This is a genomic window from Oceanisphaera litoralis (genome assembly GCF_016907015.1).
Classification (GTDB): Bacteria; Pseudomonadota; Gammaproteobacteria; order Enterobacterales; family Aeromonadaceae; genus Oceanimonas; species Oceanimonas litoralis.
Window position 1 is genome coordinate 17,297 of the sequence record NZ_JAFBBE010000010.1, and the last position, 15,851, is coordinate 33,147.

A 15,851-nucleotide genomic window follows, 5' to 3' on the forward strand; every position below is an offset into this window, starting at 1 on the left:
CGGTTTACAGGAAGGGTTCACTATGGAATGGCACGTCATTCTAACCTTGTTTGGTTCATTTTTTGTATTTCTGGCACTGGGCATTCCCGTGTCCTTTGCTATCGGTATCTCCTCGGTGCTGACCATTATGCTGTCATTGCCCTTCGAGCCGGCCATCGCCGTGGTGTCCCAGAAGATGGCGTCGGGACTGGACAGCTTTTCACTGCTGGCGATTCCCTTCTTTATTCTGGCCGGCAATATCATGAACTGTGGCGGTATCGCCATGCGACTGATCAACCTGGCCAAGGTGCTGGGTGGCCGTCTGCCCGGTTCCCTGGCCCACTGTAACGTGCTGGCCAACATGATGTTTGGTTCCATTTCCGGCTCGGCCGTTGCGTCCGCCGCCGCCGTGGGCGGCACCATGGCACCGATGCAGCGAAGAGAGGGTTACAGCCCGACCTATTCCGCCGCCGTTAATATCGCCTCCTGTCCGAGCGGCCTGCTGATACCGCCCTCCAATACCCTGATCGTGTACTCCCTGGTGTCGGGTGGTACCTCAATTTCGGCGCTGTTTCTGGCCGGTTATATCCCCGGTATGCTGATGGGGCTGGGCATCATGCTGGTGGCCGGCATCATCGCCAAGCGACGTGGCTATCCGATCGATAAACGCTCCACCTGGCAGGACGTCATGCGTCTGACCTGGGATGCCCTGCCTTCACTGGCGCTGATCTTCATTATCATGGGCGGCATTATCTCCGGCGTGTTTACCGCCACCGAGGCCTCCGCCATTGCCGTTGTCTATACCCTGTTCCTGGCGGTGGGCGTGTATCGGGAGGTGAAGGTAAAAGAGCTGCCCAAAATCATCCTGGACTCGGCCATTACCACCTCCATAGTGCTGCTGCTGATCGGTGCTTCCATGGGCATGTCCTGGGCCATGGCCAACGCCGATATCCCCTATATGATCAGCGATGCCCTGCTGGCGGTATCGGAAAACCCGCTCATTCTGTTGTTGATCATCAACATCATCCTGCTGGTGGTCGGTATTTTCATGGACATGACCCCGGCGGTACTGATTTTCACCCCTATCTTCTGGCCCATCGCCCAGGAAATGGGGCTGGACCCGGTGCATTTCGGCATCATGATGACCTTTAACCTGTGTATCGGCATCTGTACTCCCCCGGTCGGCAGCGCCCTGTTTATCGGCTGCTCCGTCGGCGGCGTATCGATTGATAAGGTGATCAAGCCGCTGCTGCCCTTCTATGCGGTACTCTTCGCCACCTTGTTACTCGTGGCCTATGTACCTGAAATCAGTCTGTTCCTGCCCAAACTTCTGCTGGGTTACTGATTTAAGTGACCGGGAAGCGCATCACCCAGGCTTCCCGGTCATTGAGTTCACCGCCTGCTATCCCATGGCAAGAGCAGCCATCAATATAAGCCCCTGATTAGCGACGACTCTGAAACGGCTGGTCATTGGCCGCTCCAAGCCCCCCTCTTCCTCTCAGCCCAAAAAACTCAGCCCCAAAAAACCGGTTAACCAATTCAACCTATTGAGTGATTTTTTGTGCTCATTCATGACTTTCCACCCCACTCTCCGACAAAAAAACACAAAACTGGTTGATCCACATCTCATTTCTGGCCTCATTTGGCTTTTTAATTAACAAAGATGTTATACCTTTTAACGCACTCAAGTTGGCGACAAATCGGTCGGTGCGGGCTGGTATCGTTTAATCGGTACCGGCTATTCGGGAGTGTTTATCGAGAATTCCATTAACAACGGATGCAAATGGAGAAATGGTATGAAAAGACGGTTTTTACTCGCGCCAATAGCCGTGACGGTCGCCATCCTGCTTGCCGGCTGCAAGGACGATGTCAAAACGACGGTAGTTGAAGTACTCCCCTCCTATGCCCAGCCCGACATCGCGGTCGGCTCTTCTGCCAACACGCTCACCGTTGACGGTTATACCTTCAAGGATCTGAACAAGAACAATGCACTCGATGCCTACGAAGACTGGCGGCTGACGACGGCAGAACGGATAGATGATCTGGTCGACCAGATGACGCTGGAAGAAAAAGCCGGCATGATGCTGATCGATACCATGAACGCCGCAGCCTATGGCGAGGTGAACGGCATCCACCTTGATTATATCGAGCAGCAGAAGATGACCCGCTTTATCTTCCGCAACCCGGTGTTACCGGAGGATCAAATTACCGATCCCGAACCGGAGAATGCCACCATTGATGGTCGCGCCAGTGCCCCCATCACCCCCTACCAGGCCGCCCAGTACATGAATACCGTACAGGAGCTGGCCGAAGGCTCCCGCCTGGGGGTTCCCCTGCTGTTCAAATCCAATGCCCGTAACCATAACGACCCCAATGCCAAGCCGGGGATCAACGTGTCTGCCGGGGCCTTCTCCGAATGGCCGAAAGAGGCCGGTCTGGCCGCCACCCGCGATATGGCGCTGATCGGGGAATTTGCCGATATCATGCGCAAGGAGTGGAACGCCATCGGCCTGCGAGGCATGTACGGCTATATGGCGGATCTGTCCACCGAGCCGCGCTGGTACCGGGTACATGAAACCTTTACCGAAGATGCGGATCTGGCCGCCGACATCATGACCACCCTGATCGGCACCCTGCAGGGCAAGCAGGTGACCCGCAACAGTGTGGTGCTGACCATGAAACACTTCCCCGGCGGCGGCCCCCAGTTCCTGGGTCTGGATCCTCACTACCTTGCCGGTCAGCATCAGAGCTATCCTGCCGGCATGTTCGACTATCACGTCAAGCCTTTTGCGGCCGCGATCGATGCCGGTGTCGCGTCCCTGATGCCCTACTACGGCATCGTCGGCGGCGGCGATTGGTCGCTGAACAGCCCGGACGGCAAAACCAATTTCGACGTCGGGGGCGGCAATGAGCTGGTCGATGTGGTGTCTGATCGGGTGAAAGATACCGTGCGGGTGGCGGATAATAGCTACAGCACCGATGTCGGTACCCCGGCCGGCAATGTCGGTATCGCCTTCTCCAAGGGGATCCTGTCCGATCTGCTGCGCAGAGATCTCGGTTTTGGCGGGGTGATCAACTCCGACACCGGCATCATCAACGATCCGAACACCGGGGAAAGCGATACCCAAACCGTGCAAAATAACCGCGCCTGGGGTTTGCAGGATAAAACCAAGGCCGAGCAGCTGGTGATTGCCATCGAGGCCGGCACCGATGTGTTCTCCGGTTTCCACGAGAATGCCGAGATCCTGGCACTGGTCGAACAGGGCCTGGTGCCCGAATCGCGCCTTGATGAGTCGGTCAAGCGGTTGCTGAAGGTGCAGTTTGAGCTGGGGCTGTTTGAAAACCCCTACGTGGACCCGGTTCGTGCCGAGGCCATAGTTGGTAATGAGTCCTTCCAGCAAAAAGCCCGGCTGGCACAGCGCAAGTCCATCGTGCTGCTGAAGAACGAAGATACCGCTCGGTCTCCCGTGCTACCACTGCCGGCTTCCACCGGTGGTGCCATTCAGATCTACACCATGGGTATGGATGATGCGGTAGTGGCTGATTATGGCTATACCGCAGTGAACGGGGATTACGATCCGGCGCTTGAAGCCCGTCCCGATGCCACAGGCAGTGACTACGCGTTGATCCGGGTCCGGGTGACCAACAAGGATACCGGTAATCTGGTCTTCGGCGGCGCCAAGTTCGATGAAGTGGATGTCCTGGACTTCACCGGCATGGCGGCGGCACAGACCTGGGACATCAGCCCGTCGCTGGCCGATATCCAGGCGGTGATGAGTGAAGTGGGGGCCGACAACACTGTGCTGTCCGTCTACTTCCGCCAGCCCTTCGTACTGGATGAGGCCAGCGGCATGAAAGACGCAGGCTCCATTCTGGCCAGCTTCGGGGTCAAGGACGATGCGCTGATGGACGTCATCACCGGTGCCTTCAACCCGAGCGGCACGCTGCCGTTCGCCCTGGCCAACAGTGCCCAGGCCATTGTCGACCAGGCATCCGATGCCCCCGGCTATGACCAGGCAGATACCCTGTATCCCTTCGGTCACGGCCTGAGCTTCGCTCAATGAAACCCGGCTTCAGGGATAATGCCGACGACATCGGTGCCATCAGATGGCACCGATGTCCTGCTATCGGACAAACCGCAAACCTATGGCTGCGGCTGCGTAAATCAGACAGAGTCTGCTCCAGCGCCAGTCCCTGATGCAACCGACGGCAAGTAAGGGGGGGGGGATTGTTACATGATAAGGATAAATAAGTCCTGTCGAACATGTTAGATTCCCGGGTTCGGTGCCGATTACAGTAGAGCACCCCGATTGATATTCGTATCACCATTAAATGCCATGTTCCTGGTGTTTAATCCGTTTGCCGACCCGCTTCCGTTTCGCCATTGTCGAGCAGGGGGCGGCCGGCAAGCCGATGTTTTTTAACCGAAGCGCTTTCAACCATAAGGAAGGAATGGATGCCGTTTATCCTGTCAGTCATTGTTCCCATATTTATTCTCATCGCCCTGGGGTACGGCGCGGTAAGGTGGCAGCTGATAACGGCCCAGGCCGCTCAGGGGCTGGGGCAGTTCGTGCTGTATTTCGCCATGCCCGCCCTGCTGTTCCAGAACCTGAGTCAGATGGAGTTCAAACAGGTTCTGGAGCCGCTGTATTTGCTCGCCTATAGCGGCGGCTCCCTGCTGACGCTGATCGCGGCCCTGCTGCTGCTTCGGGGTTTCCGGCATAAAAACGGCTCGCTGGCGGCCATCCAGGTCATGGGCATGACGGTACCCAACAGTGCCTTTTTCGGCTTCCCTATCCTGCTGCAGGTGCTGGAGTCGTCGGCGGCCAAGGCCTTTGCCATGGCGGTGATGGTGGAAAACCTGATCGTGATTCCGCTTGGGCTGCTGCTGCTGGAATACAGCGCGCCCAAAAACGGCCGCCATCAGGCCGGTTCACTCTGGTGGCTGCTGCTGAGCCGCCTGCTGCGCAATCCCCTGTTACTGGCCATTATTGCCGGCCTGGGCGTCTCGTTACTGGACCTCCGGCTGCCGGATACCCTCGGCACCCCTCTGCGGCTGCTGGGCCAGGCATCGGTTGCCGTGGCATTATTTGCGATTGGCGCCTCTCTGGTCGGTAACAAGATCCAGAGCGAGCTTCCCGACATGGGGATAGTGGTGGCGGGAAAACTGATACTTCATCCCTTGCTGGTGGGGCTGATGATCTGGCTGCTGCCGCCCTTCGACGCCGGCTTGAGCCAGGCCCTGATCCTGATTGCCGCCATGCCGATGATGAGCATGTATCCGATTATCGGCGCCCAGTACGGCCATGGCCGCTTCAGCGCCGGCACCCTGCTGCTGACGACCATGACCGCCTTTATCACCCTGTCCCTTGTCCTCTGGCTGGTGCGGATATAAAAAAAGGGCGCCGCGGCGCCCTGTTCGATTGTTCCTGATAACTCAGTGCTTGTGACCGCAGCAACCGCCTGAATGGTCATGCTCGTGGTCGTGTTCGTCGTGGCCGTGTTCGCCATGCACGTGGCCGTGCGCCAGCTCTTCTTCGGTCGCTTCACGCACTTCGCGTACCACGCCCTTGAAGGTCAGGGTCATGCCGGCCAGCGGATGGTTGCCATCCACCTTGACGTATTCTTCCGCTACTTCGACGATGGTCACCGGGCGGTGGCCGTCATCGGTCTCGGCCACGAAGGTGTCGCCTTCGGCCACTTCCATGCCGTCGAACAGCTCGCCGGGAACCGACTGCACCAGGGCATCGTCACGCTCGCCGTACGCCTGCTCGGGATTCAGGGTCACGTCGAAGTCTTCGCCGACCACCTTGTCGTTCAGTACCGCTTCCAGACCAGCCACCAGATAGCCGGTACCGTGCAGGTATTCCAGCGGCTGCTTGCCTTCGGTAGAGTCGAGGATGTCACCGTTGATGTTGGTGACGGTAAAGTCCAGCGTAACCACGCTGTTTTCGGATACTTTCATGGGAATAACCCTGCTGATGAATTTTGTCATAGCATACAGGATGGCAGGTCGGGATGAAATGCGACTGCCACACCAGTGCCACTCATTATGACCGCCGTGGGTCCTAGCTGTTGCCGCTTAAGTTTATGCCGGCTTGAGCTTACTCCGGCTTGAAGACGCCGATCACCTCGCCACCACCGGCTTGCTTGACCTGATCGTCGGTCTGACTTTGGGTGTGGCCGCAGCCAACACATTCGACTTTCTCGACACCGTGCTCCATATACAGCATCATGGTATCAATGGCGTTACAGCGGGGGCAGACGGCCCCGGCAATAAAGCGCTTCTTACGACGGGTTTCCATGGTTTTACATCCTGAACGACAAACCTGACCCCGAATTCTCCGCCAAAAACGAACCGACTACAATGACCACAACCGCCCATTACAGCATTCATCATCAGCTTCTTGAGCTGCCTCACCTGGTGCCAGGCAAACGCCAGCGTCACATCAAGGGTGTGCTGCTGCTGATGCACCAGGGCGCCGGGCTGCTGCAGCTGGGTCGCCATTATTATCCGCTGGTCGAGGGCGAGGCCGCCTTTCTGCCCGCCGATACCCTGTTTGCCTGGCATGGCTTTGCCCACAGCCGACTGAGCCGGGTCGAGCTGTCGGCCCGACTCGAGCAGCCCGCCCGTGTCGGCCGGCTGATGCCCTCCCCCTTGCTGGTCGCCATTGCCGGTCGCCTGGCCGACTGGCCGGGTGAGCAGGACTGGCAAGGTGCCCATGGCCGCCTGTGTCGGATACTGCACGACGAGCTGCAGCTACAGACCCTGCTGCCGGTCGCCTCGCAGCCGCCGCTGCAGCAGTGGGTAACCGCCAATCCCGCCGCCTTTAGCCTGGACTCGGGCCAGCAGGCCGAGTTTCGCCGTCGCTTCGGCTGCGACGCAGACAGCTTTCGCCGCCAGTGTGCCCTCTTACTGGTGCTGCGCGATCTGGCCAAAAGCCCGAATCTCGAGCAGTTGGTGCAGGAGCATGGCTTTACCTCGGTGCCGCAATTTGAACAGGATTGTCGCCACTGGTTGGCAAGCCCCTGTCATCGGAGCGGTAAAACCGGGTAAAATGGCGTTTTTGTCACAAGTCAGGATCCCATGATCACCCTTAACCAGATTGAACTCCTCCGGGGCGGCCGCCCCCTGCTAAAAGATGCCAACGCCGTCATTCACGGCGGCCAGAAGGTAGGTCTGGTGGGGAAAAACGGCTGTGGCAAATCCACCCTGTTCGCCCTGTTCAAGGGCGAGCTCGGCATCGACAGCGGCCAGTTCCATCTGCCCACCGACTGGCAGCTGGCCAGCGTGGCCCAGGAAACGCCGGCACTGAGCTGCTCGGCACTGGATTACGTGATTGACGGCGACCGGGAATACCGCCGCCTGTGCAAAGAGCTGGAGCGGGCCGAAGACCGCCACGACGGCATTGCCATCGCCGAACTGCACGGTCGGCTCGATATTCACGGCGGCTATCATGTCCATGCCCGCGCCGCCGAATTGCTGCACGGTCTGGGCTTTTCCAACGAGGCCCAGGGCCGCCCGGTCAGCGCCTTTTCCGGTGGTTGGCGCATGCGTCTCAACCTGGCCCAGGCACTGATCTGTCGTTCCGACCTGCTGCTGCTCGATGAGCCCACCAACCACCTGGATCTGGATGCGGTGATCTGGCTGGAACGCTGGCTGAACAGCTATGAAGGCACCCTGATCCTGATCTCCCACGACCGGGATTTTCTCGATGCCGTGGTCAATCGCATCATCCACATCGAAAACAACCAGCTCAACGAATACACCGGCAATTATTCCGACTTCGAGCGCATGCGGGCCGAACAGCTAGCCCTGCAGCAGTCGATGTTCGAGAAGCAGCAGCGCGCCCTCAGCCACATGCAGGACTACGTGGATCGCTTTCGCTACAAGGCCAGCAAGGCCAAGCAGGCCCAGAGCCGGCTCAAGGCCATGGAGCGAATGGAAAAAATTCTGCCGGCGCATGTCGACTCGCCGTTCAGCTTCAGCTTTCGCCCACCCGCCAGCCTGCCGATTCCCCTGATTGCGATGGAAAAACTGTCTGCCGGCTACGGCGGCAAGGCCATACTGTCCGACATCAAGCTCAATCTGGTGCCCGGCTCCCGCATCGGCCTGCTGGGCCGCAACGGCGCCGGCAAGTCCACCTTTATCAAGCTGCTGTCCGGCGAGCTGGCGCCGATGTCGGGCAAGCTGGAGGCCAGCAACGGCATCTCCCTCGGTTATTTTGCCCAGCACCAGCTGGAAAGCCTGCACCTGGAAGAGTCGCCGCTCACTCACCTGGCCCGGCTCGATCCCAGGGCCACCGAGCAGAGCCTGCGCGATTATCTGGGCGGCTTCGACTTCCGAGGCGATCAGGTCAAGGATCCGGTCGGCCCCTTCTCCGGCGGTGAAAAGGCCCGGCTGGTACTGGCGCTGATCGTCTACCAGCGCCCCAACCTGTTGTTGCTGGATGAACCCACCAACCACCTGGATCTGGACATGCGCGAGGCGCTGACCCTGGCGCTGCAGGTGTTCGAGGGCGCCATGGTGATCGTCTCGCACGACCGGCACCTGCTGCGCGCCACCACCGACGAGTTCTATCTGGTGGACAGTGGCCGGGTGCAGCCGTTCGACGGCGATATCGAAGATTATCACCAGTGGCTGGTGGCCCAGGACAAGGCCGCCCAGCCCGAATCGGTCGGCACCGCCGGCGACAATTCGGCCCAGAATCGCAAGGCGGAAAAACGCCGACAGGCCGAACTGCGCCAGCAGACCCAGCCGCTGCGCAAGGCCATCACCAGGCTCGAACAGCAAATGGAACAGTGCCAGCAACAACTGGCCGATATCGAGCAGCGCCTGGCCGATCCGGATATTTACGCCGCCGAGCAAAAAGCCGACTTGCAGCAACTGCTGAAATCGCAGATACCGCTGCAGCAGAAACTGGCCGAGGCGGAAGCCGAGTGGCTGGAACTGCAGGAGCAACTGGAAGAGCTGGAGCAGGCATGATGCTGCCCGGCGCCGATCAGTTCTGGCAGTTCAGCGAGCAGCATTACAGCCGCCCCGGTGTGGCCCGGGCCTGCCTGCAACTGCAGGACGAACACGGCGCCAACGTCAATCTGCTGCTGTTGCTGCTGATGCTGGAAGCACGCGGGCTCGTTGCCGATCCCGCGCATTTTCTGCCGCTGTTGCAGCAACGTCAGGGACTCTTTAGTCAGTGGCGCGGGCTGCGCCGCCGACTTAAATCCCGACTCGACAACGAAGAGTATGTGCAGCTGCTGCAGCACGAGCTGGAGCTGGAGCGCTGGCAACAGCAGGAGCTGTTGCAGGTGCTGGAACAGCATCTGCCCCGGCCCGGCAGCGGCTGCCTGCTCACCTATCTCACCCTGCTGCAGGTGGCCGATGCGCCGCTGTGGCAGCTTAAACTCGCCGGTTAATACGGACACCTTTCATGCTTAGCTATCGTCATGCCTTTCATGCCGGCAATCACGCCGATGTACTCAAACACGCGGTGCAGGCCTTTATCCTCGAGGCGCTGTGCGTCAAGGACAAGGGTTACAGCTACATCGACACCCACTCGGGCGCCGGCGGCTATGCGCTGGATCACGAATGGACCCAGAAAAAGGCGGAATACCTGGGTGGCATAGCGCCCCTGTGGCAGCAGCGCCGCCAGTGGCCGCAACTGGCCGGTTACTTTGCCGCCATCGAGGCCATGAACCCGGGTGATGCGCTCGACTTCTATCCCGGCTCGCCCAAGGTGGCAGAGCACTTTCAGCGGCCGCAAGACAGCCTGACGCTGATGGAGCTGCATCATAACGAAGTGGATCTGTTGCGCCAGAATATGGGCCCCAAGGCGGCCATTCACCACCGCAACGGCTTCGAAGGCCTGCCGGCGCTGCTGCCGCCCACGCCCAAGCGTGGCCTGGTGCTGATTGACCCGCCCTACGAGCTGAAAGAAGATTATCACACCGTGGCCACCACCCTGGCCAAGGCCTATAAACGCTGGCCCATCGGCATCTATGCCATCTGGTATCCGCTACTGGCCAAAAACGTGGACCGCAGTGGCGCCCTCAAGGAGGCGCTGGCCAACTGCGGCTTCGAGCAGGTGCTGTGCGCCGAGCTCAGCGTCAGTGCCCAGGCCGACGACTTCGGCATGTACGGCTCCGGTATGATGGTACTCAACCCGCCCTGGAAGCTGGATGAACAGCTGGCCGAGCTGCTGCCACGGCTGAAAGACACCCTGGCCCAGGACAAGGCCGCCGACTGGAATCTGCAGTGGTTGAAGAAAACGGATAGATAACGGTCAGCTTAGATGTCTTGAGTCTGTACAGCTGAATTTCAGCGGCCACAAAAAAGCCGGTCAGGTCGTCAACATGACAACCTTACCGGCTTTTTCAATTCCGCAGTTTAGCAATACAAGGGATTACTGGCCCTTGTTCAGTACCGGGCGGGCGTACATCGATAGTACCAGCTCGCGCAGTTCGGCCGGGATCCGGGCCATGTGCTGCTCGAATGCCTCGGCGGCCGACGGGTCCACCTGGGCGGTCTGGCCGGCGGCCAGCAGGTTGCTGGGGAAGAGGTGGTAATTGGCGTGGATCTGCCGATCGATGGCCACCGCCAGCTGATCCGCATTGTCGAACTCGCCACGTACCGGCTCACCAAAGCTCACGTGGACCCGCCCTTTCTGGCCGACGATGCCCTGCACTATGCTCTGCACGTCTTCGAACTCGCTTTTCTCATAGGCGCCATGGGCCGCCTTGGCGTAAAGCTCGCGCGCCTTGGCCAGATCACCGGGATCGTATTCGTAAGAGATGGAAACCGGCACCAGGTTCAGGCTCTTGATGTAGTCGCCGAAGGGAATTTTCTGCCGCTTGCCTTCCATGTAGAACATCTTGAGGATGGCCGGATCGGTTTTATCGTTACCGTCCTTGGCGCGCCCTTCCTTCTGGGCAATCCAGATGGAATGACCGTCGTCGAGGGAGTGGCGCAGGTAGGCCGACAGTTCGCTGAACGCCTTCATCATTTCGCGCGGGCCCTTGGCCGAACGCTTGACGATAAAACTCTTGTTCAGCTTCATCAGCTCGGCGGCACAGGGCTTGCGCAGCAGGTTGTCGCCGATGGCGATACGCACCGTGTCCAGCCCGTTGCTGTGCAGGCCCCAGTTAACAAAGGCCGGGTCCAGCGCTATGTCCCTGTGATTGGAAATGAACAGGTAGCTTCCATCAGGATCCAGTTGATCCAGGCCGGAGTAGCTGACGCCCGAGGTGGTGCTCGAGATCATTTTTTCCATGTAGACCGCCACTTCCTGCTGGATCTGGCGGATACTGTCGAGCTTGCGCCAGCGCCAGCTCAGATACAGGCGGATCAACGCCTTGATGAAGGGGCCACCGATACCGGACAGGGTGGAAAAGCGGTATTTGGCGATGGCGCCGATAAATTCATCGTCGCGGATCAGCCGCTGAATGGCGCCGGCGACTTCGTCGTCCCGGTAGGGACGAATGTCTTTAAACAAATCTGTGTCTGAAACCATGACAATATTGGGGTCCTGGGGCAAAAAACGCCCAGATTTTACACCCTTTGGCGGCAAACTCTAAGGATAATGCGTAAAAACCGGTTTAACGCCAGATCATCAGCACGCTGGCTGCCGTCAATATGGCCATCGAAAGATTAAAACGCCGCCAGTCCCGGGGCGTATGCAGCCAGCGCCGCAGGTGCATGCCGAACAGGGCCCAGACATGGCCGGTGATGATGCCGAACAACAAAAATATCGCCAGCACCCCGGCCGCCGACCACCAGTATTGATCGCCGGCCAGGGTAAAGCCGCTGATCGCCGACACCGCCATCAGCCAGGATTTGGGATTGAGAAACTGAAACAGGGCGCCTTGTTGCCAGCCCATGCCCGGCTCGCTGTCGCCGGCAGCGGGCGGACTGGCGCGGCCAATCTTCCAGGCAAGCCATAACAGATAACCGCTGCCGGCCACCTTGAGTGCCCATTGCAGGGCCGGCCACAGCAGAAACAGCTGTCCCAGCCCCAGGGCGGTGAGCAGCATCAGCAGTTGCAGGCCGAGCATAATGCCCAGCAACAGCTTGAGGGTCGGACCGTAGCCGAAGCGGGTACCCGAGCTGGTGAGCAGCATGTTGTTGGGCCCCGGCGTGCCGCAGGCGGCGAGGGCAAAGCCGGCGGCGGAGCCGAGCAGGGCGAGATCCATGATATACCGGTCAAATAACGAGGAAGAACCTTGTTTTACTCGATTTTCTGCTCGACGCCCAGTATTTTATCGGCGCATGGTTTTGTCGATTGATGGTTTTGTCGATTGATGGTTTATCGACATCAATACCGCCCCGGTGGCGTGCCCACCCCAGTGTAATACAGGAAGCTATGATCCATCCCAGCCGATTCCATTCCCCCTGGTGGGCCCGTAATCCGCATGTGCAGACCATTATGGCCAAGTACCTGCATCGCTCGCGCATCGACACCCGCCGCGAGCGGCTGGAGCTGCCGGACGGGGATTTTGTCGATCTGGCCTGGGCGCTGCCGGTACTGGATGAACAGCGGCCATTGATAGTGCTGTTTCATGGTCTGGAAGGCTGTGTCGAGTCCCATTATGCCAGGGGCATGATGGCGGCGCTGCATGCACAGGGCTGGCAGCCGGTGCTGATGCATTTTCGCGGTTGCAGCGGCGAACCCAATCGCTACCTGCAGGCCTATCATTCCGGCGCCATCGAAGATCCGCATTATGTGCTGGAGCTGCTGCGCCGGCGCTATCCGGAGCGGCCCATGGCGGCCATCGGCTATTCTCTCGGCGGTAACATGCTGATCAACTATCTGGCGGCGCACCAGCGTCATCCCCTATGTGCCGCCGTGGTCATTTCGGCCCCGCTGCAGTTGTCGGCCTGTGCCGATCGCATCAACTCGGGCTTTTCCCGCCTCTATCAGCGCTATCTGCTGGGCCGGATGAAGTTCAACTGGCAGCAACGACTACGCCGACATCCGCATCATCGCTGGCAGGGCAACCTCGCCCGCATCAACAGCCTGCGCGAGTTCGATGACAAGGTAACCGCGCCAATACACGGTTTTAACGACGCCGAGGATTATTATCGACGCTGTTCCGGTCTCTATAAGCTGTCGAAGATCAGCACACCGACGCTGATGATCCACGCCGCCGACGATCCCTTCATGAACGATACGGTGATCCCCGACGCCAGCGAGCTACCGCCGGCGATCACCTATGAACTGAGTCGCACCGGTGGCCATGTCGGCTTTATGCATGGCCAGCCCTGGCGCCCTCGCTACTGGCTGGAACAACGGGTTCCCCAATGGCTGGAAAAACAGTGGCTGGAAAACTAATGGCTGTAAAAACAGTGGCTGGAAAAGTAATGGCTGTAAAACAGTGGCTGGCCACCCAGTGGCCCTCTTATCAGGAAAAAGCATGATTATTCCCTTCACCGAATTGAGCGAAGACACGCTCAATAATCTGATCGAACAGTTCGTACTCCAGGAAGGCACCGAATACGGCGACCGGGACATCTCGCTGGATGAAAAAGTTATTCAGGTTAAACAACAACTTAAATCTGGCGACGCTATCATTGTCTACAGCGAATTACACGAGAGCGTCAACATAGTGCCGGCGGAGCGGTTCCATCACAAACCTTGACCTGCCCCCGGCCCACTGCGTATAAACATTCACAGCTTCATCAATTTCAGGGTTCCTTATGTCTGCCAAGCACCCCATTATTGCGGTTACCGGCTCCTCGGGTGCCGGCACTTCAACCTCGACCGAGGTGTTCCAGTCCATGTTTGCCCAGCTAGGGGTCAAGGCCGCCATGCTCGAAGGCGACAGCTTTCACCGCTATACCCGTCCGGAGATGGATGTGGCAATTCGCCGGGCCCGGGAGCAAGGCAGACATATCAGCTACTTCGGACCGGAAGCCAACGACTTCGAACTGCTTGAACACTTTTTCAAGGAGTATGGCAACACCGGCACCGGCCAGTTTCGCCGTTACCTGCACACCTTCGACGAGGCGGTGCCCTTCAATCAGATGCCTGGCACCTTTACCCCCTGGCAACAGTTGCCGGAAGACACCAACCTGCTGTTTTACGAGGGTCTGCACGGCGGTGTGGTCACCGAGGATCAGAATGTGGCGCAACATGTGGATCTGCTGATCGGCATGGTGCCCATCGTCAACCTGGAATGGATCCAGAAGCTGATCCGCGACACCGCCGAGCGCGGCCACTCCCGGGAGGCGGTGACCGACTCCATCGTCCGCTCGATGGAGGACTACATCAATTTCATCACGCCCCAGTTTTCCCGCACCCATATCAATTTTCAGCGGGTGCCGACGGTGGATACTTCCAACCCTTTCAGCGCCAAGATCATTCCCAGCGCGGACGAGAGCATGATGGTGATCCGCTTTCGCGGCATCAAGAACGTCGACTTCCCCTACCTGCTGGCGATGATCGACGGCTCCTTCATGTCTCGACGCAACACCATAGTGGTGCCCGGCGGCAAGATGGGCTTCGTTATGGAGCTGATCCTGCGCCCCATGCTCGAGCAGTTACTGGAAACCGGCAAGATCCGTTAACAGAAGTGAGGCGTGAAGTGTGAAGTGTGAGGGGTGATACTCCTCACCCCTTACTCTTCACGCCTCACGATTACTCAGGCGTTGCGGATCTCGAAGGAGGACTCGACAGTGACCGCCTTTTCCAGCATTTTCATCACAGAGCAGTACTTGTGCATCGACAGTTCGACGGCGCGAGCCACCTGCTTCTCGGCCAGATCCTGGCCGGTGACCACAAAGTGCAGCCGAATGGCGGTAAAGACCCGGGGCGGCTTCTCGGCCCGGTCTGCATCCAGCTCCACGTAACAGCCGGTGACCTGCTGACGCCCCTTTTCCAGAATGGACACCACATCGATGGCGCTGCAGCCACCGGCGCCCAGCAGCACCGCTTCCATCGGGCTGGCGCCCTTGCCCGGATTGGTACCGTCCAGCACCATCTTGTGCCCAGACTCGGACAAGCCCTCGAAACACATCCCTTCCAACCAGGTTACCTTGGCTTTCATAATATCTCCTCACCGAAAAATCGCATATTAGCCTATCACCCCGGCGTCGACGAGCAGGATAAAAGCCTCAAGGCTCTTGATGGCGAGGCACAAGCCTTTTATGCTAGCGAATTATCTACCTAAATTAGGCAAGGCAGCCTGCTCGCTAGGCGTTCAGCCCGAGTCAATCAAGAGGAAAGTCCATGGTTATTGGCAAGCCCCAAAGTGACCCTACCCTGGAATGGTTTTTGTCACATTGCCATATTCATAAGTATCCGGCCAAAAGCTCGCTTATTCATGCGGGCGAGAAAGCCGAAACCCTGTATTATATCGTCAAGGGCTCGGTTTCGGTGCTGATAAAGGATGAAGACGGCAAGGAAATGATCCTGTCTTATCTCAATCAGGGTGATTTTATTGGTGAGCTGGGGCTGTTTGAAGAAACGGACAATCCACTGAGGACCGCCTGGGTTCGTGCCAAGTCGCCCTGCGAAGTGGCCGAAATTTCCTACAAGAAGTTTCGTCAGCTAATCCAGGTGAACCCGGAGATCCTGCTGCGACTGTCGGCCCAGATGGCAGAGCGACTGCAGACCACCAGTCAGAAGGTGGGCGATCTGGCCTTTCTGGATGTGACCGGTCGCATCGCGGAAACCCTGCTCAGCCTGGCCCGTCAGCCGGATGCCATGACTCACCCGGACGGCATGCAGATCAAGATTACCCGTCAGGAAATCGGCCAGATCGTCGGCTGCTCCCGGGAAACCGTTGGCCGGATCCTGAAAATGCTGGAAGAGCAGAACCTGATCTCCGCCCACGGAAAAACCATAGTGGTATACGGCACCCGTTAAGCCGCCTTTTAC

General features: G+C 58.7%; 16 protein-coding genes. 11 read left to right on the forward strand and 5 right to left on the reverse strand.

The genetic code is table 11. The features are described 5' to 3' along the window. Window positions 1-22 precede the first annotated feature (22 nt). The 3 genes from HNR62_RS07775 (at window position 23) to HNR62_RS07785 (ending at window position 5,374) form a co-directional block, all read left to right on the forward strand. Window positions 23-1,324, forward strand: a complete 1,302-nt coding sequence (locus tag HNR62_RS07775; RefSeq protein ID WP_204795518.1) for a TRAP transporter large permease — start codon at window positions 23-25, stop codon at window positions 1,322-1,324. A gap of 451 nt (window positions 1,325-1,775) precedes the next feature. After that, window positions 1,776-4,043, forward strand: coding sequence for a glycoside hydrolase family 3 protein (locus HNR62_RS07780; RefSeq protein ID WP_204795519.1), 2,268 nt, complete (start codon window positions 1,776-1,778; stop codon window positions 4,041-4,043). A gap of 392 nt (window positions 4,044-4,435) precedes the next feature. Further along, window positions 4,436-5,374, forward strand: a complete 939-nt coding sequence (locus HNR62_RS07785; RefSeq protein WP_204795520.1) for an AEC family transporter — start codon at window positions 4,436-4,438, stop codon at window positions 5,372-5,374. Window positions 5,375-5,416: 42 nt separating this feature from the next. On the opposite strand, the gene HNR62_RS07790 is transcribed toward HNR62_RS07785, so the two are convergent. Both HNR62_RS07790 and HNR62_RS07795 read right to left on the reverse strand, forming a co-directional pair. Continuing rightward, window positions 5,417-5,944, reverse strand: coding sequence for an FKBP-type peptidyl-prolyl cis-trans isomerase (locus HNR62_RS07790; RefSeq protein ID WP_204795521.1), 528 nt, complete (start codon window positions 5,942-5,944; stop codon window positions 5,417-5,419). Window positions 5,945-6,083: 139 nt separating this feature from the next. Then, the gene (locus HNR62_RS07795; RefSeq protein WP_204795522.1) at window positions 6,084-6,284 is read right to left on the reverse strand and encodes a YheV family putative zinc ribbon protein; all 201 of its coding nucleotides are present in this window, start codon (window positions 6,282-6,284) and stop codon (window positions 6,084-6,086) included. Window positions 6,285-6,346: 62 nt separating this feature from the next. Between HNR62_RS07795 and HNR62_RS07800 the strand changes: the two genes are divergently transcribed. The 4 genes from HNR62_RS07800 to HNR62_RS07815 are packed head-to-tail and all read left to right on the forward strand — an operon-like array spanning window position 6,347 to window position 10,256. Beyond that, the gene (locus HNR62_RS07800; protein WP_204795523.1) at window positions 6,347-7,036 is read left to right on the forward strand and encodes a hypothetical protein; all 690 of its coding nucleotides are present in this window, start codon (window positions 6,347-6,349) and stop codon (window positions 7,034-7,036) included. 30 nt (window positions 7,037-7,066) lie between these two features. Further along, window positions 7,067-8,965 carry an ABC transporter ATP-binding protein gene (locus HNR62_RS07805; protein ID WP_204795524.1) on the forward strand — a complete coding sequence of 633 codons (1,899 nt, stop codon included), beginning with the start codon at window positions 7,067-7,069 and terminating at the stop codon, window positions 8,963-8,965. After that, window positions 8,962-9,393, forward strand: a complete 432-nt coding sequence (locus HNR62_RS07810; RefSeq protein ID WP_239552683.1) for a TIGR02444 family protein — start codon at window positions 8,962-8,964, stop codon at window positions 9,391-9,393. Before HNR62_RS07805 ends, HNR62_RS07810 begins: the two co-directional genes overlap by 4 nt. Before the next feature lie 14 nt (window positions 9,394-9,407). Beyond that, window positions 9,408-10,256, forward strand: a complete 849-nt coding sequence (locus tag HNR62_RS07815) for a 23S rRNA (adenine(2030)-N(6))-methyltransferase RlmJ (protein ID WP_204795525.1) — start codon at window positions 9,408-9,410, stop codon at window positions 10,254-10,256. Window positions 10,257-10,379: 123 nt separating this feature from the next. On the opposite strand, the gene HNR62_RS07820 is transcribed toward HNR62_RS07815, so the two are convergent. Continuing rightward, window positions 10,380-11,486 (reverse strand): 1-acyl-sn-glycerol-3-phosphate acyltransferase, encoded by a 1,107-nt coding sequence (locus tag HNR62_RS07820; RefSeq protein WP_204795526.1) that lies wholly within the window; start codon window positions 11,484-11,486, stop codon window positions 10,380-10,382. A gap of 85 nt (window positions 11,487-11,571) precedes the next feature. Beyond that, window positions 11,572-12,165, reverse strand: coding sequence for a LysE family translocator (locus HNR62_RS07825; RefSeq protein WP_204795527.1), 594 nt, complete (start codon window positions 12,163-12,165; stop codon window positions 11,572-11,574). Between the two features lie 170 nt (window positions 12,166-12,335). Between HNR62_RS07825 and HNR62_RS07830 the strand changes: the two genes are divergently transcribed. The 3 genes from HNR62_RS07830 (at window position 12,336) to HNR62_RS07840 (ending at window position 14,539) form a co-directional block, all read left to right on the forward strand. Beyond that, window positions 12,336-13,304: a hydrolase gene (locus HNR62_RS07830; RefSeq protein WP_204795528.1), complete on the forward strand. Its 969-nt coding sequence runs from the start codon at window positions 12,336-12,338 to the stop codon at window positions 13,302-13,304. 82 nt (window positions 13,305-13,386) lie between these two features. Continuing rightward, complete coding sequence (locus HNR62_RS07835) at window positions 13,387-13,611, forward strand: YheU family protein (protein WP_204795529.1); 225 nt, start codon at window positions 13,387-13,389, stop codon at window positions 13,609-13,611. A 58-nt stretch (window positions 13,612-13,669) separates the two neighbouring features. After that, window positions 13,670-14,539, forward strand: a complete 870-nt coding sequence (locus HNR62_RS07840) for a phosphoribulokinase (protein WP_204795530.1) — start codon at window positions 13,670-13,672, stop codon at window positions 14,537-14,539. Window positions 14,540-14,613: 74 nt separating this feature from the next. On the opposite strand, the gene HNR62_RS07845 is transcribed toward HNR62_RS07840, so the two are convergent. Then, the gene (locus HNR62_RS07845; RefSeq protein WP_204795531.1) at window positions 14,614-15,018 is read right to left on the reverse strand and encodes an OsmC family protein; all 405 of its coding nucleotides are present in this window, start codon (window positions 15,016-15,018) and stop codon (window positions 14,614-14,616) included. A 182-nt stretch (window positions 15,019-15,200) separates the two neighbouring features. Between HNR62_RS07845 and crp the strand changes: the two genes are divergently transcribed. Continuing rightward, entirely contained in the window at window positions 15,201-15,839 is a 639-nt protein-coding gene (crp, locus tag HNR62_RS07850; RefSeq protein ID WP_204795532.1) for a cAMP-activated global transcriptional regulator CRP, read from the forward strand. The last annotated feature ends 12 nt before the right edge of the window (window positions 15,840-15,851 follow it).

What these genes read in the sequence shown, in the direction of transcription:
- HNR62_RS07775 (WP_204795518.1), top strand. Translation starts at nt 23, where the DNA reads ATGGAATGGCACGTCATTCTAACCTTGTTTGGTTCATTTTTTGTATTT.
- HNR62_RS07780 (WP_204795519.1), top strand. Translation starts at nt 1,776, where the DNA reads ATGAAAAGACGGTTTTTACTCGCGCCAATAGCCGTGACGGTCGCCATC.
- HNR62_RS07785 (WP_204795520.1), top strand. Translation starts at nt 4,436, where the DNA reads ATGCCGTTTATCCTGTCAGTCATTGTTCCCATATTTATTCTCATCGCC.
- HNR62_RS07790 (WP_204795521.1), bottom strand. Translation starts at nt 5,944, where the DNA reads ATGAAAGTATCCGAAAACAGCGTGGTTACGCTGGACTTTACCGTCACC.
- HNR62_RS07795 (WP_204795522.1), bottom strand. Translation starts at nt 6,284, where the DNA reads ATGGAAACCCGTCGTAAGAAGCGCTTTATTGCCGGGGCCGTCTGCCCC.
- HNR62_RS07800 (WP_204795523.1), top strand. Translation starts at nt 6,347, where the DNA reads ATGACCACAACCGCCCATTACAGCATTCATCATCAGCTTCTTGAGCTG.
- HNR62_RS07805 (WP_204795524.1), top strand. Translation starts at nt 7,067, where the DNA reads ATGATCACCCTTAACCAGATTGAACTCCTCCGGGGCGGCCGCCCCCTG.
- HNR62_RS07810 (WP_239552683.1), top strand. Translation starts at nt 8,962, where the DNA reads ATGATGCTGCCCGGCGCCGATCAGTTCTGGCAGTTCAGCGAGCAGCAT.
- HNR62_RS07815 (WP_204795525.1), top strand. Translation starts at nt 9,408, where the DNA reads ATGCTTAGCTATCGTCATGCCTTTCATGCCGGCAATCACGCCGATGTA.
- HNR62_RS07820 (WP_204795526.1), bottom strand. Translation starts at nt 11,486, where the DNA reads ATGGTTTCAGACACAGATTTGTTTAAAGACATTCGTCCCTACCGGGAC.
- HNR62_RS07825 (WP_204795527.1), bottom strand. Translation starts at nt 12,165, where the DNA reads ATGGATCTCGCCCTGCTCGGCTCCGCCGCCGGCTTTGCCCTCGCCGCC.
- HNR62_RS07830 (WP_204795528.1), top strand. Translation starts at nt 12,336, where the DNA reads ATGATCCATCCCAGCCGATTCCATTCCCCCTGGTGGGCCCGTAATCCG.
- HNR62_RS07835 (WP_204795529.1), top strand. Translation starts at nt 13,387, where the DNA reads ATGATTATTCCCTTCACCGAATTGAGCGAAGACACGCTCAATAATCTG.
- HNR62_RS07840 (WP_204795530.1), top strand. Translation starts at nt 13,670, where the DNA reads ATGTCTGCCAAGCACCCCATTATTGCGGTTACCGGCTCCTCGGGTGCC.
- HNR62_RS07845 (WP_204795531.1), bottom strand. Translation starts at nt 15,018, where the DNA reads ATGAAAGCCAAGGTAACCTGGTTGGAAGGGATGTGTTTCGAGGGCTTG.
- crp (WP_204795532.1), top strand. Translation starts at nt 15,201, where the DNA reads ATGGTTATTGGCAAGCCCCAAAGTGACCCTACCCTGGAATGGTTTTTG.